At 37.0% G+C, this 16806-nt stretch carries 17 protein-coding genes; all 17 read left to right on the top strand.

The genetic code is table 11. The annotated features are described in order from the left end of the window. The first annotated feature begins 432 nt into the window (after window positions 1–432). The gene (locus V7D75_RS02980) at window positions 433–783 is read left to right on the top strand and encodes an IS630 transposase-related protein (RefSeq protein ID WP_333613355.1); all 351 of its coding nucleotides are present in this window, start codon (window positions 433–435) and stop codon (window positions 781–783) included. Further along, window positions 758–1282 carry an IS630 family transposase gene (locus V7D75_RS02975; RefSeq protein ID WP_333613356.1) on the top strand — a complete coding sequence of 175 codons (525 nt, stop codon included), beginning with the start codon at window positions 758–760 and terminating at the stop codon, window positions 1280–1282. Before V7D75_RS02980 ends, V7D75_RS02975 begins: the two co-directional genes overlap by 26 nt. 186 nt (window positions 1283–1468) lie before the next feature. Beyond that, window positions 1469–1822, top strand: a complete 354-nt coding sequence (locus V7D75_RS02970; protein WP_075100793.1) for an IS630 transposase-related protein — start codon at window positions 1469–1471, stop codon at window positions 1820–1822. Next, window positions 1749–2315 carry an IS630 family transposase gene (locus V7D75_RS02965; RefSeq protein WP_333613354.1) on the top strand — a complete coding sequence of 189 codons (567 nt, stop codon included), beginning with the start codon at window positions 1749–1751 and terminating at the stop codon, window positions 2313–2315. Before V7D75_RS02970 ends, V7D75_RS02965 begins: the two co-directional genes overlap by 74 nt. A gap of 120 nt (window positions 2316–2435) precedes the next feature. Continuing rightward, window positions 2436–3557 carry an O-antigen polymerase gene (locus V7D75_RS02960; RefSeq protein WP_333613353.1) on the top strand — a complete coding sequence of 374 codons (1122 nt, stop codon included), beginning with the start codon at window positions 2436–2438 and terminating at the stop codon, window positions 3555–3557. Between the two features lie 50 nt (window positions 3558–3607). Beyond that, on the top strand, window positions 3608–4708 hold the full coding sequence (locus tag V7D75_RS02955) for a glycosyltransferase (RefSeq protein ID WP_333613352.1): 1101 nt from the start codon (window positions 3608–3610) through the stop codon (window positions 4706–4708). Further along, complete coding sequence (locus tag V7D75_RS02950; RefSeq protein ID WP_333613351.1) at window positions 4708–5820, top strand: glycosyltransferase; 1113 nt, start codon at window positions 4708–4710, stop codon at window positions 5818–5820. The genes V7D75_RS02955 and V7D75_RS02950 overlap by 1 nt, the downstream gene beginning before the upstream one ends. A 588-nt stretch (window positions 5821–6408) precedes the next feature. Continuing rightward, window positions 6409–6702, top strand: coding sequence for a hypothetical protein (locus tag V7D75_RS02945; RefSeq protein ID WP_333613350.1), 294 nt, complete (start codon window positions 6409–6411; stop codon window positions 6700–6702). An 18-nt stretch (window positions 6703–6720) separates the two neighbouring features. Continuing rightward, window positions 6721–6861, top strand: coding sequence for a transposase (locus tag V7D75_RS14645; RefSeq protein WP_442968910.1), 141 nt, complete (start codon window positions 6721–6723; stop codon window positions 6859–6861). A gap of 290 nt (window positions 6862–7151) precedes the next feature. Further along, window positions 7152–8978, top strand: a complete 1827-nt coding sequence (locus V7D75_RS02940; RefSeq protein WP_333613349.1) for a hypothetical protein — start codon at window positions 7152–7154, stop codon at window positions 8976–8978. Window positions 8979–8980: 2 nt separating this feature from the next. Further along, a complete protein-coding gene (locus V7D75_RS02935; RefSeq protein ID WP_333613348.1) occupies window positions 8981–10234 on the top strand; it encodes a glycosyltransferase family 4 protein in 1254 nt (417 codons plus the stop codon). Beyond that, window positions 10231–10851 (top strand): sugar transferase, encoded by a 621-nt coding sequence (locus tag V7D75_RS02930; protein ID WP_333613347.1) that lies wholly within the window; start codon window positions 10231–10233, stop codon window positions 10849–10851. Before V7D75_RS02935 ends, V7D75_RS02930 begins: the two co-directional genes overlap by 4 nt. Beyond that, window positions 10844–11503, top strand: coding sequence for a NeuD/PglB/VioB family sugar acetyltransferase (locus V7D75_RS02925; RefSeq protein WP_333613346.1), 660 nt, complete (start codon window positions 10844–10846; stop codon window positions 11501–11503). Before V7D75_RS02930 ends, V7D75_RS02925 begins: the two co-directional genes overlap by 8 nt. Before the next feature lie 97 nt (window positions 11504–11600). Beyond that, the gene (locus tag V7D75_RS02920) at window positions 11601–12803 is read left to right on the top strand and encodes a DegT/DnrJ/EryC1/StrS family aminotransferase (protein WP_333613345.1); all 1203 of its coding nucleotides are present in this window, start codon (window positions 11601–11603) and stop codon (window positions 12801–12803) included. A 118-nt stretch (window positions 12804–12921) separates the two neighbouring features. After that, window positions 12922–14364, top strand: a complete 1443-nt coding sequence (locus V7D75_RS02915; RefSeq protein ID WP_333613344.1) for a capsule assembly Wzi family protein — start codon at window positions 12922–12924, stop codon at window positions 14362–14364. A 643-nt stretch (window positions 14365–15007) separates the two neighbouring features. Then, the gene (locus tag V7D75_RS02910; RefSeq protein ID WP_333613343.1) at window positions 15008–16081 is read left to right on the top strand and encodes a polysaccharide biosynthesis/export family protein; all 1074 of its coding nucleotides are present in this window, start codon (window positions 15008–15010) and stop codon (window positions 16079–16081) included. A gap of 115 nt (window positions 16082–16196) precedes the next feature. Beyond that, a partial coding sequence (locus tag V7D75_RS02905; protein WP_333613342.1) for a Wzz/FepE/Etk N-terminal domain-containing protein occupies window positions 16197–16806 on the top strand: 610 nt, incomplete at its 3' end.

Genomic DNA, 16806 nt, shown 5'->3' with positions numbered 1-16806 from the left:
TAGTACCTGTTTGCGAAAATCTAGTGAGTAAGTCATGGTCTTTATAATAACAATTGAATTTGATGATTAGTTTATAAAATTTTTAAGTGGAATTGACTATACTTTGAGAAAAATTAAAGCAGCGAAGAAATCAAGTAAATATACTTCTTGCAAAAGTAGCAAAGGGTTTTATAATAACTCACTCGCCAAAGGTCATACCATCATCTAAGCTTTTTAGTACTTGTTTGCGAAAATCTAGCGAGTAAGTCATGGGCTTTTTAATAGCAATTGGGTTTGGTGATTAGTTTATAATATTTTTAAGTGGGATTGACTATATAATATGAAAGAGATTAGAATTGATAGTTAGTTTGCAATAAATAAACTTACAGTTATAGTGTATTAAATATAAAAGTGTTATAAGATAAAATAACTCAATAGATATACTCAGTTATCATGACTTACTCACTAGATTATCGCAAACAAGTACTAAAAAGCTTAGCAGGTGGCATGATCTTTGCCGAGGCAGCCTCTTTTTATGACATTAGTCCAACCACCATTCAAAAGTGGAAAAAACGGCTGCATAGTAAGAGCACTCGCAATGTTACGCCCTCCAAAATACCAGATGATGCACTACTCAAAGACGTTGAGCGTTACCCTGATGACTATCACTATGAGAGAGCAAGACGGTTCAACTGTACTGCCCCAGCCATTTGTGAGGCTTTAAAACGCCTAGGTATCAGTCAAAAAAAAGACCTTAGAGCATCCAAAAGCATGTCCAATAAAAAGAGCGGCGTATCAGAGTAAGCTTGATAACTTTAAACAGCAAGGTTATCCCATTGTGTATATGGACGAAAGCGGTTTTGAAAGCCAGACCATTCGTCCTCATGGTTATGCACCGATAGGCAAACCCTGTATCGACAGCTACAACTGGCAAGGTAAAAAGCGAACCAACGTCATTGGGGCTCTATATGAAAAGATGCTATTTGCACTGGATTACTTTGAACACAACATTAACAGCGGCATATTCTACGATTGGTGCAAACACACCCTAATCCCAAGCCTTAAAACCAAATGCGTGATTGTCATGGATAACGCTCGGTTTCATAAAAGTAGACGTATCCAAAAATTACTGAACAGGCATGGTCATCGTATCCTATGGCTGCCGCCGTACAGCCCAGACTTGAACCCTATTGAGAAAAAATGGGCTCAAGTGAAGTTTCTACGCCAAGGGTGGATGGAAAATGACTTATCCAAATTATTTCATGATGTTTGTCCTAGCCATAACACTTTTGTTTTGAACTGAATATACAATACGAGAGTTGGACGAATTTATAGATGTACCATTGAGTAGTCATAAGGATCTTTCAAACCAAAATAGTTTAATGAACTTTTTGGTTTGAATAGAGAAAGAATTGAAAACAGTAGTTATAGTCAGTCTTTTATAAATAAGATACAATGCTTTTAAAATACAGAGAAAGATATAATCATTATGACTTACTCAGCAGACTTTCGAACGCAAGTTATAAAAAGCGTCAAAGACAAAGACATGAGCATTCGTCAAGCTTGTATTTTCTATGACATCAGCAAAACCACTTTACAGCGTTGGCTGAAAAATCCAAGTATCAAACAAACTCGGGATAAGCCACCCAGTAAAATACCAAATGAAGCACTTCTCAAAGACGTCGCGCAGTATCCAGACGATTACATGTACGAGCGAGCTCAACGTTTAGGCTGTAGCAAGTCAGGCATTGATATTGCCCTAAAGCGCCTTGGTATCAGTCAAAAAAAAGACCTTAGAGCATCCAAAAGCGTGTCCAATAAAAAGAGCAGCGTATCAGAGTAAGCTCAATAGTTTTATGCAGCAAGGCTATCCCATTGTGTACATGGATGAAAGCGGCTTTGAGGCTGAAACCATTCGTTCTCATGGCTATGCACCGATAGGTAAACCCTGTATCGACAGCTATAACTGGCAAGCAAGAAAGCGCACTAACGTTATTGGTGCCCTCTATGAAAAAATGTTATTTGCCTTAGATTACTTTGAGCAAAATATTAACAGCAGCATATTCTACCACTGGTGCAAACACACGCTAATACCAAGTCTTAAAACAAAATGGGTGATCGTGATGGACAATGCTAGATTTCATAAGAACAAATGCATTCAAAAACTACTGAACAGACATGGCCATCGTATTCTTTGGTTGCCACCCTACAGCCCTGATCTAAATCCCATTGAAAAGAAGTGGGCACAGGCAAAATTTCTACGTCAAGGCTGGATGGAGAATAATCTACCTAAGCTGTTTCATGATATGGGTTGTATCTCTTTTATTCTAGACTGACTATAAAAGACAATGAATATTATATATAGTGTAAACGCTTGATTACTAAAATTTTTATTGGGGGATGATGAATGATTAGGAATAAATTTTTTTATTTGATTAATAGCAACGGCTTCAGAAATGAGAAATAAAAATTATATAAATCCAGGAGTTTATTTTAGTGATGGTATAAAATTTATTCCAGTTTCATTGATTTTGATAATTTTAAACTCCTTTTTATTTATTAATAAATCTTTATATATTTATATTAGTTTTAGTGTAATTATACTTGCTATATTTAGCTTGATTTTTTTGTATAGAATAAAGTATAGAGAGTTTTATGCTTTAATTTTTCTTGTAGTATTAATGTTGATTTTCAATGTTGTAAGTACTTATATAACAAATAACACTCCTAATTTTGGTGTCTACTTTTCTCTATTAGTAGTTTTTATTCTTGGTTATCTAATATTGAATTATGATAAAAATAACTTAATAATTAAGACCCTTTATTACTTAATGTTTATTTATTTGGCTATTGTGCTATTACTTCTTTTTTCAGGTCGAAATCCTAATGATATTTGGATTGGTAGTCAAAATTCCGGCAGTCAGGTTTTTGTAATAACTTGTTCTATATTTATAATATATTTCCCTGTTTTTAAGCTTTTAAAGTTTAAGAGTTTATTTTATTTTTTGATATTTGTAATGTCAATTTTGTCCTTTGGTCGCTCCGGAATAATAACCTCAGCTATGCTGTTAATAGCCGTAATTCTTAAAAGTTATTCATTTAAATTAAATAGGAAAAACTTGTTTTATTCATTGATGTTAATAATAACACTTGTATTTTTCTTTTTTAATATAAGTATGTTTTTGGATTTCTTCAATAGTTATTCTAAGTTTGATTATTTGAGATCTTCAGGGATTGAAGACTCCTATAGAAGCAATATGATTAGAGAGTTTTTTGATAGTTATGATTTGAGGTCATTCTTATTCGGTACCGATCTTTCATCATTGCCTTATATAGCTTCTTTTAATAACAATCCACACAATGGGTTTATTTACTTACATGCGAAAACAGGTTTTTTAGCAATAATTATATATATCGGTATTTTCTTAAGTGTTTTTAAATTCATTTTAAAAAAAGATTTTGCGATTTTGTTAGCTATAATAGCAATGCTGTCTAGATTTAGTACAGATAGCGGTGAAGGAATTATCTTATTGCCATTAGTTTTTTTAACAGTATGGTTTTTTAATGGAATTAGATAGTCTTTCATATTTTCCTACAAATTAATATCTATAAGTATAATTGGAATACAATGATAAAACGAATTATTTTCCACCATCCACTTCCTTTAAACTCTAAAGCTACCTCAGCCAGCGGTATACGCCCTTTAAAAATGATAGAGGCGTTTAAAAGCCTTGGCTACCAGGTAGATGTAGTTGCTGGATACAGTAGTGAGCGTAAACAGGCGATTAAAACCATTAAGAAAAAGGTTAACTCTGGCGTCAAATATGATTTTATTTATTCTGAAAGCTCAACTATGCCAACTATTTTAACGGATCCCCATCATATGCCTTTACATCCTTTAATGGATTTTATGTTTTTTAGATTTTGTAAAAAGAGTAATATAAAAATAGGACTATTTTATCGTGATATATATTGGCTATTCGATGAGATTTATAAGGATGGTATTAACCCATTAAAGGCAGGAGTAGCTAAAATTGCTTACTATTTTGATCTCAATGTTTATGAAAAAACATTATATAAGCTATATTTACCCACAAAAGAAATGGGCAAGTATATACCTATAGTCAATAGATCTAAGTTCGCAGTTTTGCCACCTGGACATGTTGGTCATATAGAAGCAGATAGTGCAAAAATTGAAGATATTGGAAGAATTAAGTTGTTCTACGTTGGTGGTATTTTATCGAATCATTATCAGATGCATAAGCTTTTTCAAGTAGTTAATGATATCCCTAATATTAATCTGACTGTTTGTACCCGTGAAGAGGAGTGGTTGGCTGTAGAACATGAATATCCTAAGCTCAATGGTAATATTAAGATTATTCATGAATCTGGGTCAAACATGGAAAAGCATTTATTAGAGTGTGATATAGCATTACTTTTTATTAAACCTCAGGAGTATTGGGAGTTTTCTGCTCCTGTTAAGATTTACGAGTACTTAGGGTTTGAAAAGCCAATTATTGCATCTAAAGGTACTTTTGCAGGAGTATTTGTTGAGGAAAATAATATTGGATGGTGTGTCAAATATGATGAGGAAGCTTTACATGATTTATTAATTACCTTAATTAATGACATTAATCTAATCTCTGATATTCAAAAAAACATGTCAAGCATTGCTAAAAATCATTCATGGCTTAGTCGAGCAAAACAAGTTGTAGAGGATTTATCTTAATGAAGGTGGTTCTTCTTTCTAGTGCTTTATCTATCCATACTGTACGTTGGGCTAATGCTTTGTCAGATGCAGGATTAGACGTTACCGTAATAAGTCAGCATCCGCAGATAGAATCAATGAATAAAAGTGTGAAAGTGCATTTATTTCCTTTTCGAGGAGTGATAGGCTATTTTACTATGGTTCCTGCAGTCAAAAAGTTAATTGAAAAAATAAAGCCAGACATAATAAATGCTCATTATGCAAGTGGGTACGGTACCACAGCACGCTTAGTAAATTATCGCCCTTGGTTACTTTCTGTTTGGGGAAGCGATGTTTATGACTTCCCATATCTATCTCCAATACATAAGCGTTTAATTAAGGGCAACTTATTAGCCGCTGATGCTATTGCATCTACTAGTCACTGTATGGCAGTGCAAACTCATAGCTTAACTGACACGCTAGGTAAAATAGCTATTACACCTTTCGGTGTAGATACAGCTTATTATAAAAAAAATAGTTACCCATTAGTTGTCAATAAAAAAAATGATGAAGAATTTGTGATTGGCACAGTTAAGGCTATGGCTACTAAATATGGTATTGACACTTTGATTCAAAGTTTTTCAATACTTAAAAATAACTTAAGTGTTGATTATCCAAATATTGCTTTTAACTTACGCTTGCGCTTAATTGGTGACGGGCCACAAACATATGAGTTAAAACAGCTTGCAACTAAATTAGGTGTTGTCGATTCTGTCGATTTTGTTGGTCGAATTAATCATTTAGATGTACCAAAAGAGCTTGCCAAATTAGATGTTTATGTTGCCTTAAGTCGTTTAAATAGTGAAAGTTTTGGTGTAGCTATCATTGAAGCCAGTGCTGCAGGTAGACCTGTTATTGTTTCTAATGTTGGTGGTTTGCCTGAAGTTGTTTTAAACGGTATCACAGGTATTATTGTACCAAAAGAGGATCCACAATCTGCAGCTAATGCTATTAAAGAGCTATTAATTGATGGCGAATTGAGGCAAAAACTAGCTGAAGCGGGTCAACTGCATGTACAAGATAATTATAGCTGGAATAGCTGTGTAGAAATCATGATAGAAACTTATAAAAAGACTATTAGAGACCATAACTAATGAATTAAGTGATATATTTTCTATTACTATTATTTGTTATAACTTAGTAATCATAGTCCTAATTCTTGAGAATTAAACATATAAAATAAACTGTAGTCTATTTTATAATTTACTTTTTAATTTACGTTCACAACTATGGATAAAGTATAAGCATACAAACTGTTTTTTTAAATTTGGAATGCGAAGGAATTGGTAGTTGCAACAGTGAAAGTAGATTATTTATAAAAGTGGTACAGTAATTTTAAGACAAGCGAAAAGCAAAAATATTATGACTTATTTAGTATGCTTTTTGACACAAGTTATTGAAAGTGTCAATGAATAGAGCATGTGTATCAGACAATCTTGTGCATTCTATGACATGAGTAAGGCTATGCTAAAGAATTGGCTCAAAGAACCTAGAATTAAACTCACTCATAATAAGCCACCTAGTAAAACATCTAATGAAGTGCTATTAAAAGATGTTAAACGGTACCTAGAGGATTATATATATGATAAAGCACCGTGTTTCAACCTTAGTAGATCAGGCAGATAGGGTGCTTTAAAACGTATCGGTATCAGTCAAAAAAAGAACTTAGTACATCCAAAAGCATGTCCAGTAAAAAGAGCGGCTTTGAGGCCGATGCTATTCGCTCTCATTGCTATGCATATATTGGAGCATTTTCATCGATAGCTATAACTGGGCAAGGTAAAAAGCGAAACAACGTCATTGGTGGTTTTTACGAAAAGATGCAGTTTGCTCTACATTACTTTGAGCAAAACATCAATAACAATATATTTTATGACTGGTACAAACACACATTGATTCCATACTTCAAAACCAAATTCGTAATCGTCATGGATATGAGCGAGGAGAAAGCAAAATACTGTTTTGCCCGAGCGTAAGGCGAGAGCTGTGCTCGAGTGACCAGCTTTCATAAACATTTTTATAGATTACTTAACAGGCATAGTCATCGCTTGTTATTTCTACCGCCTTACAGCCCTGATTTGAACTCTATTGAAAAAAATGGTAACAGGCTAAGTTTTTACGATAAGGGTAGATAGAGAATAATCTACCTAAGCTTTTCCATAATATTGGGCGTACCAATTTTATTCTGGGTTGACTATATTAAAATGATAGCTAATTAGCCAGAGATGTCGACAAGGATCTTGCGTAATGCGATTCAAAAATTGTACTGCACAATTTGGAAGTAATAGATTTTAAAAATGAAATTAAAGATTGTCTGATTACTAAGTGTCAGGAGCCATCCCTATGTTAATGATTATTCTTAATAAAAGATAATATCAATAAATTTTATTTCAAAATTTCAACTTAAAAACTAAGGTACACATATATGTGTGGTATTTTCGGAATTATTTCTAAAACGAAGATTGATAAAGACAATTTAAATTACTTGGTTAATCATTCACGACAACGTGGTCGCGATTCTAGCGGATTAATTTATCTCAAACGTAAAAGTTATCATGTTTATCGCGCTGACTACGACGTAAAAAAGTTATTAGATAAAGTTAAGCCTTACAAAAGTAAAATTGTATTAGGACACAGCCGTCTAGTCACTAATGGTCAGCAGGATAACCAACCTGTCATCCGCGATAATATCTGTGCTATACATAACGGTATTATCGTCAATGAAAACGAAGTTTGGAAAAAAATTAATGTTGAAAGAAAGTATAAAATAGACTCAGAGCTAATTGTCGCCATAGCTGAGCAGTCTTTAAAGAATGATGAAAGTATTGAAGAGATTCCCAATAAAATTCTTGATCTTTGTCGTGGTGTAGTTGCCTGTGCGCTCATGCTTCCTAGCCATGGAAAAGTATTGTTATTCTCTAATAACGGTAGCTTGTACATCGGCTACATTGGCGATGATATCTATTTTGCTTCTGAAAGATATGCATTAGATAAAATTGGATGTATAGATGTCCTACAGGTTAAAGAAGAAAGCATAATTTTAGATATACCAGTTTCAGACTCTAGTTTTTCTATTCATGATGATAAAAGAAGAGTGGAAAATCTAATACCTGAGTTTGCTATCAATAAATCTGAAGAAGCTTTACTGCAGTATGATAAAGTTGATTTAAAAAGGTGTACCAAGTGTATTTTGCCTGAAACTATGCCCTTTATCAGATTTGATGATGAAGGAGTTTGCAATTATTGCCATCATTACAAATTTCGTAATAATCCTAAACCTAAAGAGGAGCTATTTGATCTTGTCAAACCTTATAGGAGAGAAGGCGATCAATTAGATTGTATAGTTCCATTCTCTGGAGGAAGAGACAGTTGTTATGGTCTGCATCTGATTGTTAATGAATTAAAGATGAAGCCAGTTACCTATACTTATGACTGGGGAATGGTAACGGATTTAGGTCGTAGAAATATTAGTCGTATGTGTTCACAACTTGGTGTAGAAAACATCATAATTGCAGCAGATATATCTAAAAAAAGAGCAAATATCAGGAAGAATCTAAATGCATGGCTAAAATCTCCAAATTTAGGAATGATGGCAATGCTTACTGCTGGTGATAAACATTTCTTCCGTTATGTAGAAGAGGTCAAAAAGCAGACAGGGATTGATTTAAACTTATGGGGTGTTAACCCGCTCGAAGTGACGCATTTTAAAACAGGATTTTTGGGAATACCTCCTGATTTTGAAGAAAAACGAGTGTATAGTCACGGAATTAGAAATCAAATTAATTACCATGGTAAACGTTTCAAAGCAATGTTAGATAGTCCTACATATTTCAATAGTTCATTATGGGATACTTTATCAGGTGAGTATTATCGTAGCTTTACTGAAAAGCAAGATTACTATCATATTTTTGATTACTGGCGATGGGATGAAGAAGAAGTTGATAATGTCTTATTGAATGATTATGACTGGGAGAAAGCTGTAGATACCAGTACAACATGGCGTATTGGTGATGGATCAGCGGCATTCTATAATTATGTTTATTATACTGTAGCAGGGTTTACAGAGCATGATACTTTCAGAAGTAATCAAATTAGAGAAGGGCAAATATCAAGAGAAGAAGCATTAGAGCGAGTTGCTGATGAAAACCAACCTAGATACCAAAATTTACGCTGGTACTTAGATACTCTAGGTATGGATTTTAAAGAAGTTATAAAAGTTGTCAATAATATACCCAAATTATATAAGGCGTAATAATGAATATCTGGTGTATTTCTAAATATGCAAGTATTCCGCCTTATGGAACAGGTGCTAGATTATTCCATCTTACCAAAGCCTTTATTGATTTGGGACATAATGCAATACTAGTTACCTCTGACTCAACTCATCTTGCACAATACCCATCTACAGATAAAGTTTATAACTATGCTGAACCTGAAGGTGTGCCGGTTTATTGGTTAAAGACAATAAAATATAGGAAATCTTTTTCAGTAGCTAGAGTAGTTAGTTGGTTAGATTTTGAAAGGCGCTTATTTGGGTTTAAGGCCGATCAGCTAGCTAAACCCGATGTTGTCATTATTTCTTCTTTATCTATCTTTAGTATTGTTTATGGGCTTTATTTAAAGAAAAAATTTAAAGCCTTTTTAGTTTTAGAAATTAGAGATATTTGGCCATTAACTATGACAGAAGAGGCCGGTTTTTCTGACTTTCATCCTCTAGTGTTATTCATAGGTTTCCTAGAAAAGATTGGCTATAAACATTCAGATTTGATTGTGGGCACGATGCCTAAGCTTGACGTGCATGTAAATAACGTACTTGGATATAGCCGTCCTTTTCATTGTTCCCCTCTAGGATTTAAAGAAGAAAACTATGTAGATCAAGTGCTGGATGCTGAGTACAATCCTTTTAACGATGTCTTTCCCAAAAATAAAGTTGTCATTGGTTACTCTGGTAGTATGGGTATAAGTAATGCTCTAGATCCATTTATCAACTTAATTTATATGCTGCGCGATAATCAAGATATACACTTTATGTTAGTTGGTAGTGGAGATCTCAAGAAGCAGTATAAAAAGCAACTATCAGAATGTTCTAATGTTAATTTTTTGCCTAAGATTGGACAAGACGAAGTTAAATACTTCCTAGCTAAGTGTGATATTGTTTTCCTGTCTACTAAACCTTCAAAAGTATGGGATTATGGTCAATCTATGAATAAAGTAGTCGAGTATATGCTTGCAGGCAAGCCAATTATTGCTACTTATACTGGATTCCCATCTATGATAAACGAAGCAGATTGTGGTGTTTTTATTAAGTCGACCGCTAGTCGTGAGGTTGAAAAAGATATTAAAGTTGCTTTATTAGAGATGGTAAGTCTAAGTAAGGAAGAGCGAGAGGAAATTGGTAAACGAGGTCAAGACTGGATAAAGAGTAGAAGAAGTTACAGATTACTTGCGAAGGAATATTTAGGCAAGATTTTTGAAGAGATTAAAAAATCTGGGGTTAAAGATAAATGAAACGCCTTTTCGATATCACTGCTGCGACTACAGCTTTGGTCGCTTTATCTCCGGTGTATGCCATCACTGCTTACAAAGTCAAAAAAAACTTGGGATCACCGGTGCTATTTCGTCAGACGCGTCCTGGATTGAATGGTAAACCGTTTGAGATGGTTAAGTTCCGTACCATGAAAGATGCTATAGGTAGTGATGGCAATCCTCTACCAGATAGCGAGCGCTTGACCGACTTTGGTAAAATGCTACGTAATAGTAGTTTGGATGAATTGCCTGAGCTGTGGAATGTAATAAAAGGCGATATGAGCTTAGTCGGACCACGCCCGTTATTGATGGAATACCTGCCGCTATATAATAAAGAGCAAGCGCGTCGCCATGATGTACGCCCTGGTATTACGGGTTATGCGCAAGTGAATGGACGTAATGCCATCGATTGGGATAAGAAGTTTGAACTTGATACGTGGTATGTAGATAACCAATCACTTTGGCTAGATATTAAGATATTATTAAAAACGGTAAAAAAAGTGGTTATCAAAGATGGTATTAGCGCTGACGGTGAAGCAACAATGAGTAAGTTTACTGGCTCTCAAGACCAGTCAGCTTTAGAAAATAGCTATGAGTAAAGTATTTGCCGTCTATGGTGCCTCAGGCTGTGGTCGTAGCTTAATGCCGGTAGCCGTTGATCAATTACAAAGATTAGATGGTCAAGAAAATAGCCAAATCGTATTTATTGACGATGCCTTAGATGACAATGCTAATGTCAACGGCTATACAGCGATGAATTATGCAAAATTTAAAAGTATAAAAAGTGATGATAAATTTGTCCTGATTGCCATTGCTAATAGCAGTATTCGTCAAAAAATTGCAGAACAATTGGTTCAAGATAGTATCTCGTTGTGGACAGTAAAGGGAGCGAACACCTTAATTATGGATGCAGTCAGTATCGCTGCCGGTGCTGCGCTTAGTCCATTTGTCACTATCGCTGCTAACGTCACTATCGGTAAATGCTTCCATGCCAATCTATATAGCTATGTCGAACACGATTGCGTGATTGGCGACTATGTAACCTTTGCCCCGCGTGTTAGCTGTAATGGCAATATTCATATACATCATCATGCCTATATTGGTACAGGAGCAGTCATCAAACAAGGCACGCCTGATAAGCCATTAATTATTGGTAAAGGTGCCATTGTTGGGATGGGTGCGGTCGTTACCAAAGACGTTCCGGCTGGCGCAGTCGTGATTGGTAATCCTGCAAGACCGCTCAATAAATAAAAAGTATAAATAAAAAATCAGAATCAGATATTTCGTTATAAGTTACTAATTTTCAATAATGAATCATCAATTATAAATAAGCACCATCGAGGCAGCTATGTTAAACACCCCTTTTTCACCTTGGCCAAGCTTTACGCAAGAAGAGGCTGATGCGGTCAGTCAAGTATTATTATCCAACAAGGTAAATTACTGGACAGGGCAAGAGTGTCGCAAGTTTGAGACGGAGTTTGCTAAATGGGCTGATAGCAAATATGCCATTGCGATGGGTAATGGGACATTGGCATTAGACATTGCCTTACAAGCGTTAGAAATTGGCGCAGGCGATGAAGTCATCGTCACGCCGCGTACCTTTATCGCTAGTATCTCATCAGTTGTCAATGCAGGAGCGACGCCTGTATTTGCTGATGTTGATGAGGCAACCGGTAATATCACGCCTGAGTCAATCGCGGCGGTACTGACAGCTAAGACCAAAGCGATTGTCTGTGTGCATTTGGCTGGTTGGCCTTGTGATATGGATGGCATCATGGCGTTGGCAGAACAGCATAATCTATATGTGATAGAAGACTGTGCACAGGCGCACGGTGCACGTTATAAGGGTCGTAGCGTTGGTAGTATAGGGCATATCGGTGCATGGAGCTTTTGCCAAGATAAAGTAATGACCACAGGCGGTGAGGGCGGTATGGTCACCACCAATGATGAGCAATTATGGCGCAAAATGTGGGCTTATAAAGACCATGGTAAAAGCTACGCCGCTGTCTATGAGACCGAGCATCCACCAGGCTATCGCTGGCTACATGAAAGCTTTGGTACCAATTGGCGGATGACTGAGATGCAAGCGGTGCTTGGTCGTATTCAATTAACGAGAATGCCTGATTGGACAGCCAAGCGTACGGCGAATGCTCAAGCTATTCTAGATGCCTGTGCTAAGTGGGAAGCAAAAGACTATCTTTCTGTACCAAGATTAGAAGAGTCGCCGCAGTTTGCAGATTCGACCCACGCTTATTATAAGCTCTACGTTTATGTGCAGCCAGACAACCTACCAAAAGAGTGGTCACGAGATCGGATTATCCAAGAGATAAATAAATCAGGAGTTCCTTGTTTTTCAGGATCCGCTTCGGAAGTTTATCTGGAAAAAGCGTTTGATAATACCGGTTTACGTCCTGAAAGTAGATTACCAGTCGCCAAGCAGCTCGGCGAAACCAGCTTGATGTTTCTTGTGCATCCAACGTTGACGGCAGACGAAATTAAGCAAACGGTTCAGGCGATTGATAGCGTATTCACTAAGATTGATGACCAATAATTTATAATTTGTTGGGTTAAACTGAATTTAGTGACGTTATTTTAATTACGTTAATCTATATTACTGTTTGAGCGCTAGCCTTTATAATAAACCCCTTTTAATCAAAGAGTATGTGATCATGTACAAGAAGCTAAGTATTTTATTGGGTTTTGGTGTCTTATCATCAGTGTCGATGTTGGCATCTGCACAAAACCTGTATATGAACGATCTAAAGCTTAAGGCCGATCTTGACTGGCTAAATACTCAAGGGGTCGCTCAGATTAGCACTAGCACGTGGCCACTGACATCCAATGAGATCAAGCGCGCTTTAAATACGGCTAATGCTCAGACACCTGCGCAGCAGCAAGTCCTGCAGTCGGTACAAACACGCCTGGCTCAAAACCGCAATTCTGTGGTAAAAGGGAAGGCCACCCTGCATATACAAACCGATAGAGATCAGCTACCACAAAAATTTGCTGATGATAAGCTGGCGGGTCAACAAGCAAGCGTTGGCGTGTCACTTAGCGAAGCAGAGTGGGAATTTAATCTACAAGCCAATCTAAAAAATGACAAACTCATTGAAGATGGCTCAGACGTTAGCTTTGAAGGCTCATATCTTGCTGGTACCGCAGCCAATCAATGGTTGATTGCGGGTAAAATTCCAACGTGGTGGGGACCTGGTCATGATGGTAGCCTTATTCGAGGCGATGCAAGCTTACCAGTGACAGGCTTTACGATGCAGCGTGACCAACAAACAGCGCCTACATCGAAGTATTTATCGTGGGTCGGACCTTGGCAGTATCAGCTATTTGCCGGTCAGTTTGAAGATTATGCAGCGATTCCTGATGCTAAGCTGTTTGGCGCAAGACTTACCGCTAACCCATGGGAGTGGTTAGAAGTCGGGGCTTCACGTACCTTTATGTGGGGCGGTGAGGGTCGTCCAGAGAGTTTTGGCTCCTTTACTGATGCTCTTTTAGGAACCAAAGATAATGGTGGTAATGAAAGAGGAGATCCGGCCAATCAGCTGGGCGGTTTTGATGCGCGTTTAAATTTAGCGCCATTAGTGAATGTACCTGCAGGCGTTTATGCTCAATATATCGGTGAAGATGAAGCAGGCGGCTTGCCAGCTAAAAATATGTATTTAGCCGGTGTTGATTATGCTTCTGCTGCATATGGCAAACCGTACCAGCTGTATGCAGAATATACGGATACTCGAACTAGTGGTGAGGTACGCGGCATCTCTTATGATCATAGTATTTATACCGACGGCTATTATCAGCAAGGTTTCCCATTAGGCTATGCGCTAGGCGGCGATGCGGAAAGTATTGCGCTTGGTGGTCGCTTATGGCTAGATAACCGTAATTTCATTAATGCAAAAGTACAACATGCCAAGGTGAATCAAGCGGATGAAGCCATTAATCAAGCATTTCCAACGACTGATAAGTTGACCAGTATTGATGTGGCTTGGGAGCATCAATACAATCCAAAGACGCTGATATCTAGTAGGCTTTGGGCAGTCGACTCTGATATTCAGTCCACTGATGTTGGGGTAGGCATAGGTATTGAGCTACAAACTTATTAAATTCAATTGAATATATTTAAATAGGAGTTGTTACTAAGCTAACAACTCCTATTTTTTTGTCCAAAATTTGATGATTTGCTAGGGTTTATTTCCTATTGTGAGAATAGAGGTAAAAATCAGATAGATTTTTATCATGCAAAAGAAGTTTTGCGGAGAATAAGAATATATTGCCTAGAAATCTGTAGAAAATGATTGAGTATCGTTGCTGACCACTCCCACCAAGTGCCGTCTGATTAACACTAATACCGCCACCAAACTAACCACCATGCCAGTTTTTCTAAATAGCTATCTAACGAGCTATCTTAGCTATTCACCTCGCGGTTGTGTGTATCACTCCTATCAGTTAACTTCTCTGCGTTATCCTTGGTATAACCCTCTCAGCTAATGTAAGTAATAAATAAGTTTTGTTGCTAATTGTTTTTAGATGGTATATAAGTATATAAGAATATACGAATATGTAAATTCAATAAAATAAATATAATTATCGAAGGGTTAACAAAGGTTTTCTTAATTATAAATCGGATTATTACTAAGACATCTTTTGTTCGTAATGTAGTTAGTGAGTCTGTAATACTCCTACATTATGAAAATTACGGTAGAGCTAATAGTTTTACGGATAGCTTCAGTTTACAAGGAGTTCATTATGCGCGGATATTTCTCTCAATTATCGACGATAGCGTGCTTAGTGCTCTTCACGGTCACATCTGGTTGCAGCAGTATCAATTCTGGACTACAAGCGGGCAAGTTACCACCTAGTGGTGCTTTTGTCGCAGAAAATGGCATTACCTTTAGTGTTCAGCCATTAGACATAGCGACCTTACCCGCTAAGCAAGCGCCCGTACTCGACAATGAGCTATATAACTTAATCAAAACTTCAAGGCCAATGAGTTACCGTATTGAAGCCGGAGATGTCATGAGTATAGCGCTCACTGATTATCCGAATATCAGTGCATCAACATCAAGTCTGACTGTTGATCAGCAGGGTTTTATTCAATTTCCATTGATTGGACGCCTAAAGGCGAGTGGCATGAGTGTGCCGCAGTTCACTGCAGTCTTGCAAGGTAGATTGCAACGCTATCTGAAATATTCAGACCCGCAAGTCAGAGTCATCAACTATCTTGGTAGCAAATTCTTTATCGATGGAGAAGTTGCCAAGTCTGGCGAGTTCCCTATTGCTGATGCACCGGTCACCTTATATGGCGCTTTGTCCATGGCAGGGGGCGCCACTACGACAGGCGATTCAAATAATATTGTATTAAATCGCCGAGGTAAAAACTATAGCTTAGGGTTGCAATCATTAAGACAGATGGGGCTATCTGCCAATCAAGTGTACATACAAGATGGCGATTCCATTCATGTTAATAGTCAAAGTCGTAATAAGGTCTATGTCTTGGGAGAGTTTGGTCGGATCGCGCCAGTCGCTATACCTGAGCAGGGGCTAAGCCTATCGCACGTACTGGGTGAATCAAGTGGTCTCAATGCCAACACTGCCAATGCTGCCAAAGTATATATTGTCCGTGACAATCAACAGTATAACTACACCAATATCTATTATGTCGATATGCAGACTATTACTGGCTTAGCATTGGCAAACCGCTTTGAGATGCAAGCCAATGACATTCTTTATGTGGATCCTACGGGTCTAACGCGTTGGAATCGTGTGCTCAGTGCTCTTTTACCCTCAACGTCTGCGATCAGGTCACTCTCAGACTTTTAAGCGTTAAGATTTATGGCATTTGAGAGTAGCATCGCGAGCCTTGAAAAATGGACTAAAAAAATAAGCAAACCGACTCATACTAACTGATGAAGACATAGTTATGGATAACAATGTTATGGATACCAATTCAAAGGATTTATCTAAACATAATAATGATAATAATCTACTGGGTCTGCTTTTAGTATTACTACGCGGCTGGAAGATCATTGTTTTGTGCGCAATTTTGGGTTTGATCATAGGGGTATTATATGTTCGCTACGAAAATCCCACCTTCAAATCAGATGCCTTGGTCCAAATTGATGAAACCTCCAAAAACTTATCAGGGCTCGGAACGAATATAGGAGAGCTATTGCCCCCTGATGATAGTTCAATGCAAGCGCAGATTAAGCTAATAAGATCGCGCATGGTATTAGAGCCAGTGGTTGATTTGCTTCATTTGGGTATTAAGTTGAACGATCCGGCAGTTAATCAGATAGATAGAATCAGAAATAACCAAACGAACGTGCAAATGAATAGTGCTGATGGCGTTGTACTCGAGACGAGTGATGGGCAAGTAAAAGTGAGTCAATTTGATGTAACAGAAGATTATCTAGATAAACCCTTCACTTTATTAAGAACTAACACAGGCTTTGTTTTAAGTAATGACAGTGAGCAATTTCAGGGGCAGTTGAATAAAGCTTATCGTTTCACCGGTAAGAATGGTCTTATTGAAATTACGGTCAATG

Source organism: Psychrobacter sp. (genome assembly GCF_036731945.1).
GTDB lineage: Bacteria > Pseudomonadota > Gammaproteobacteria > Pseudomonadales > Moraxellaceae > Psychrobacter.
Note: the sequence above shows the minus strand (reverse complement) of the source record. Positions and strands in the feature narration are given on the sequence as shown.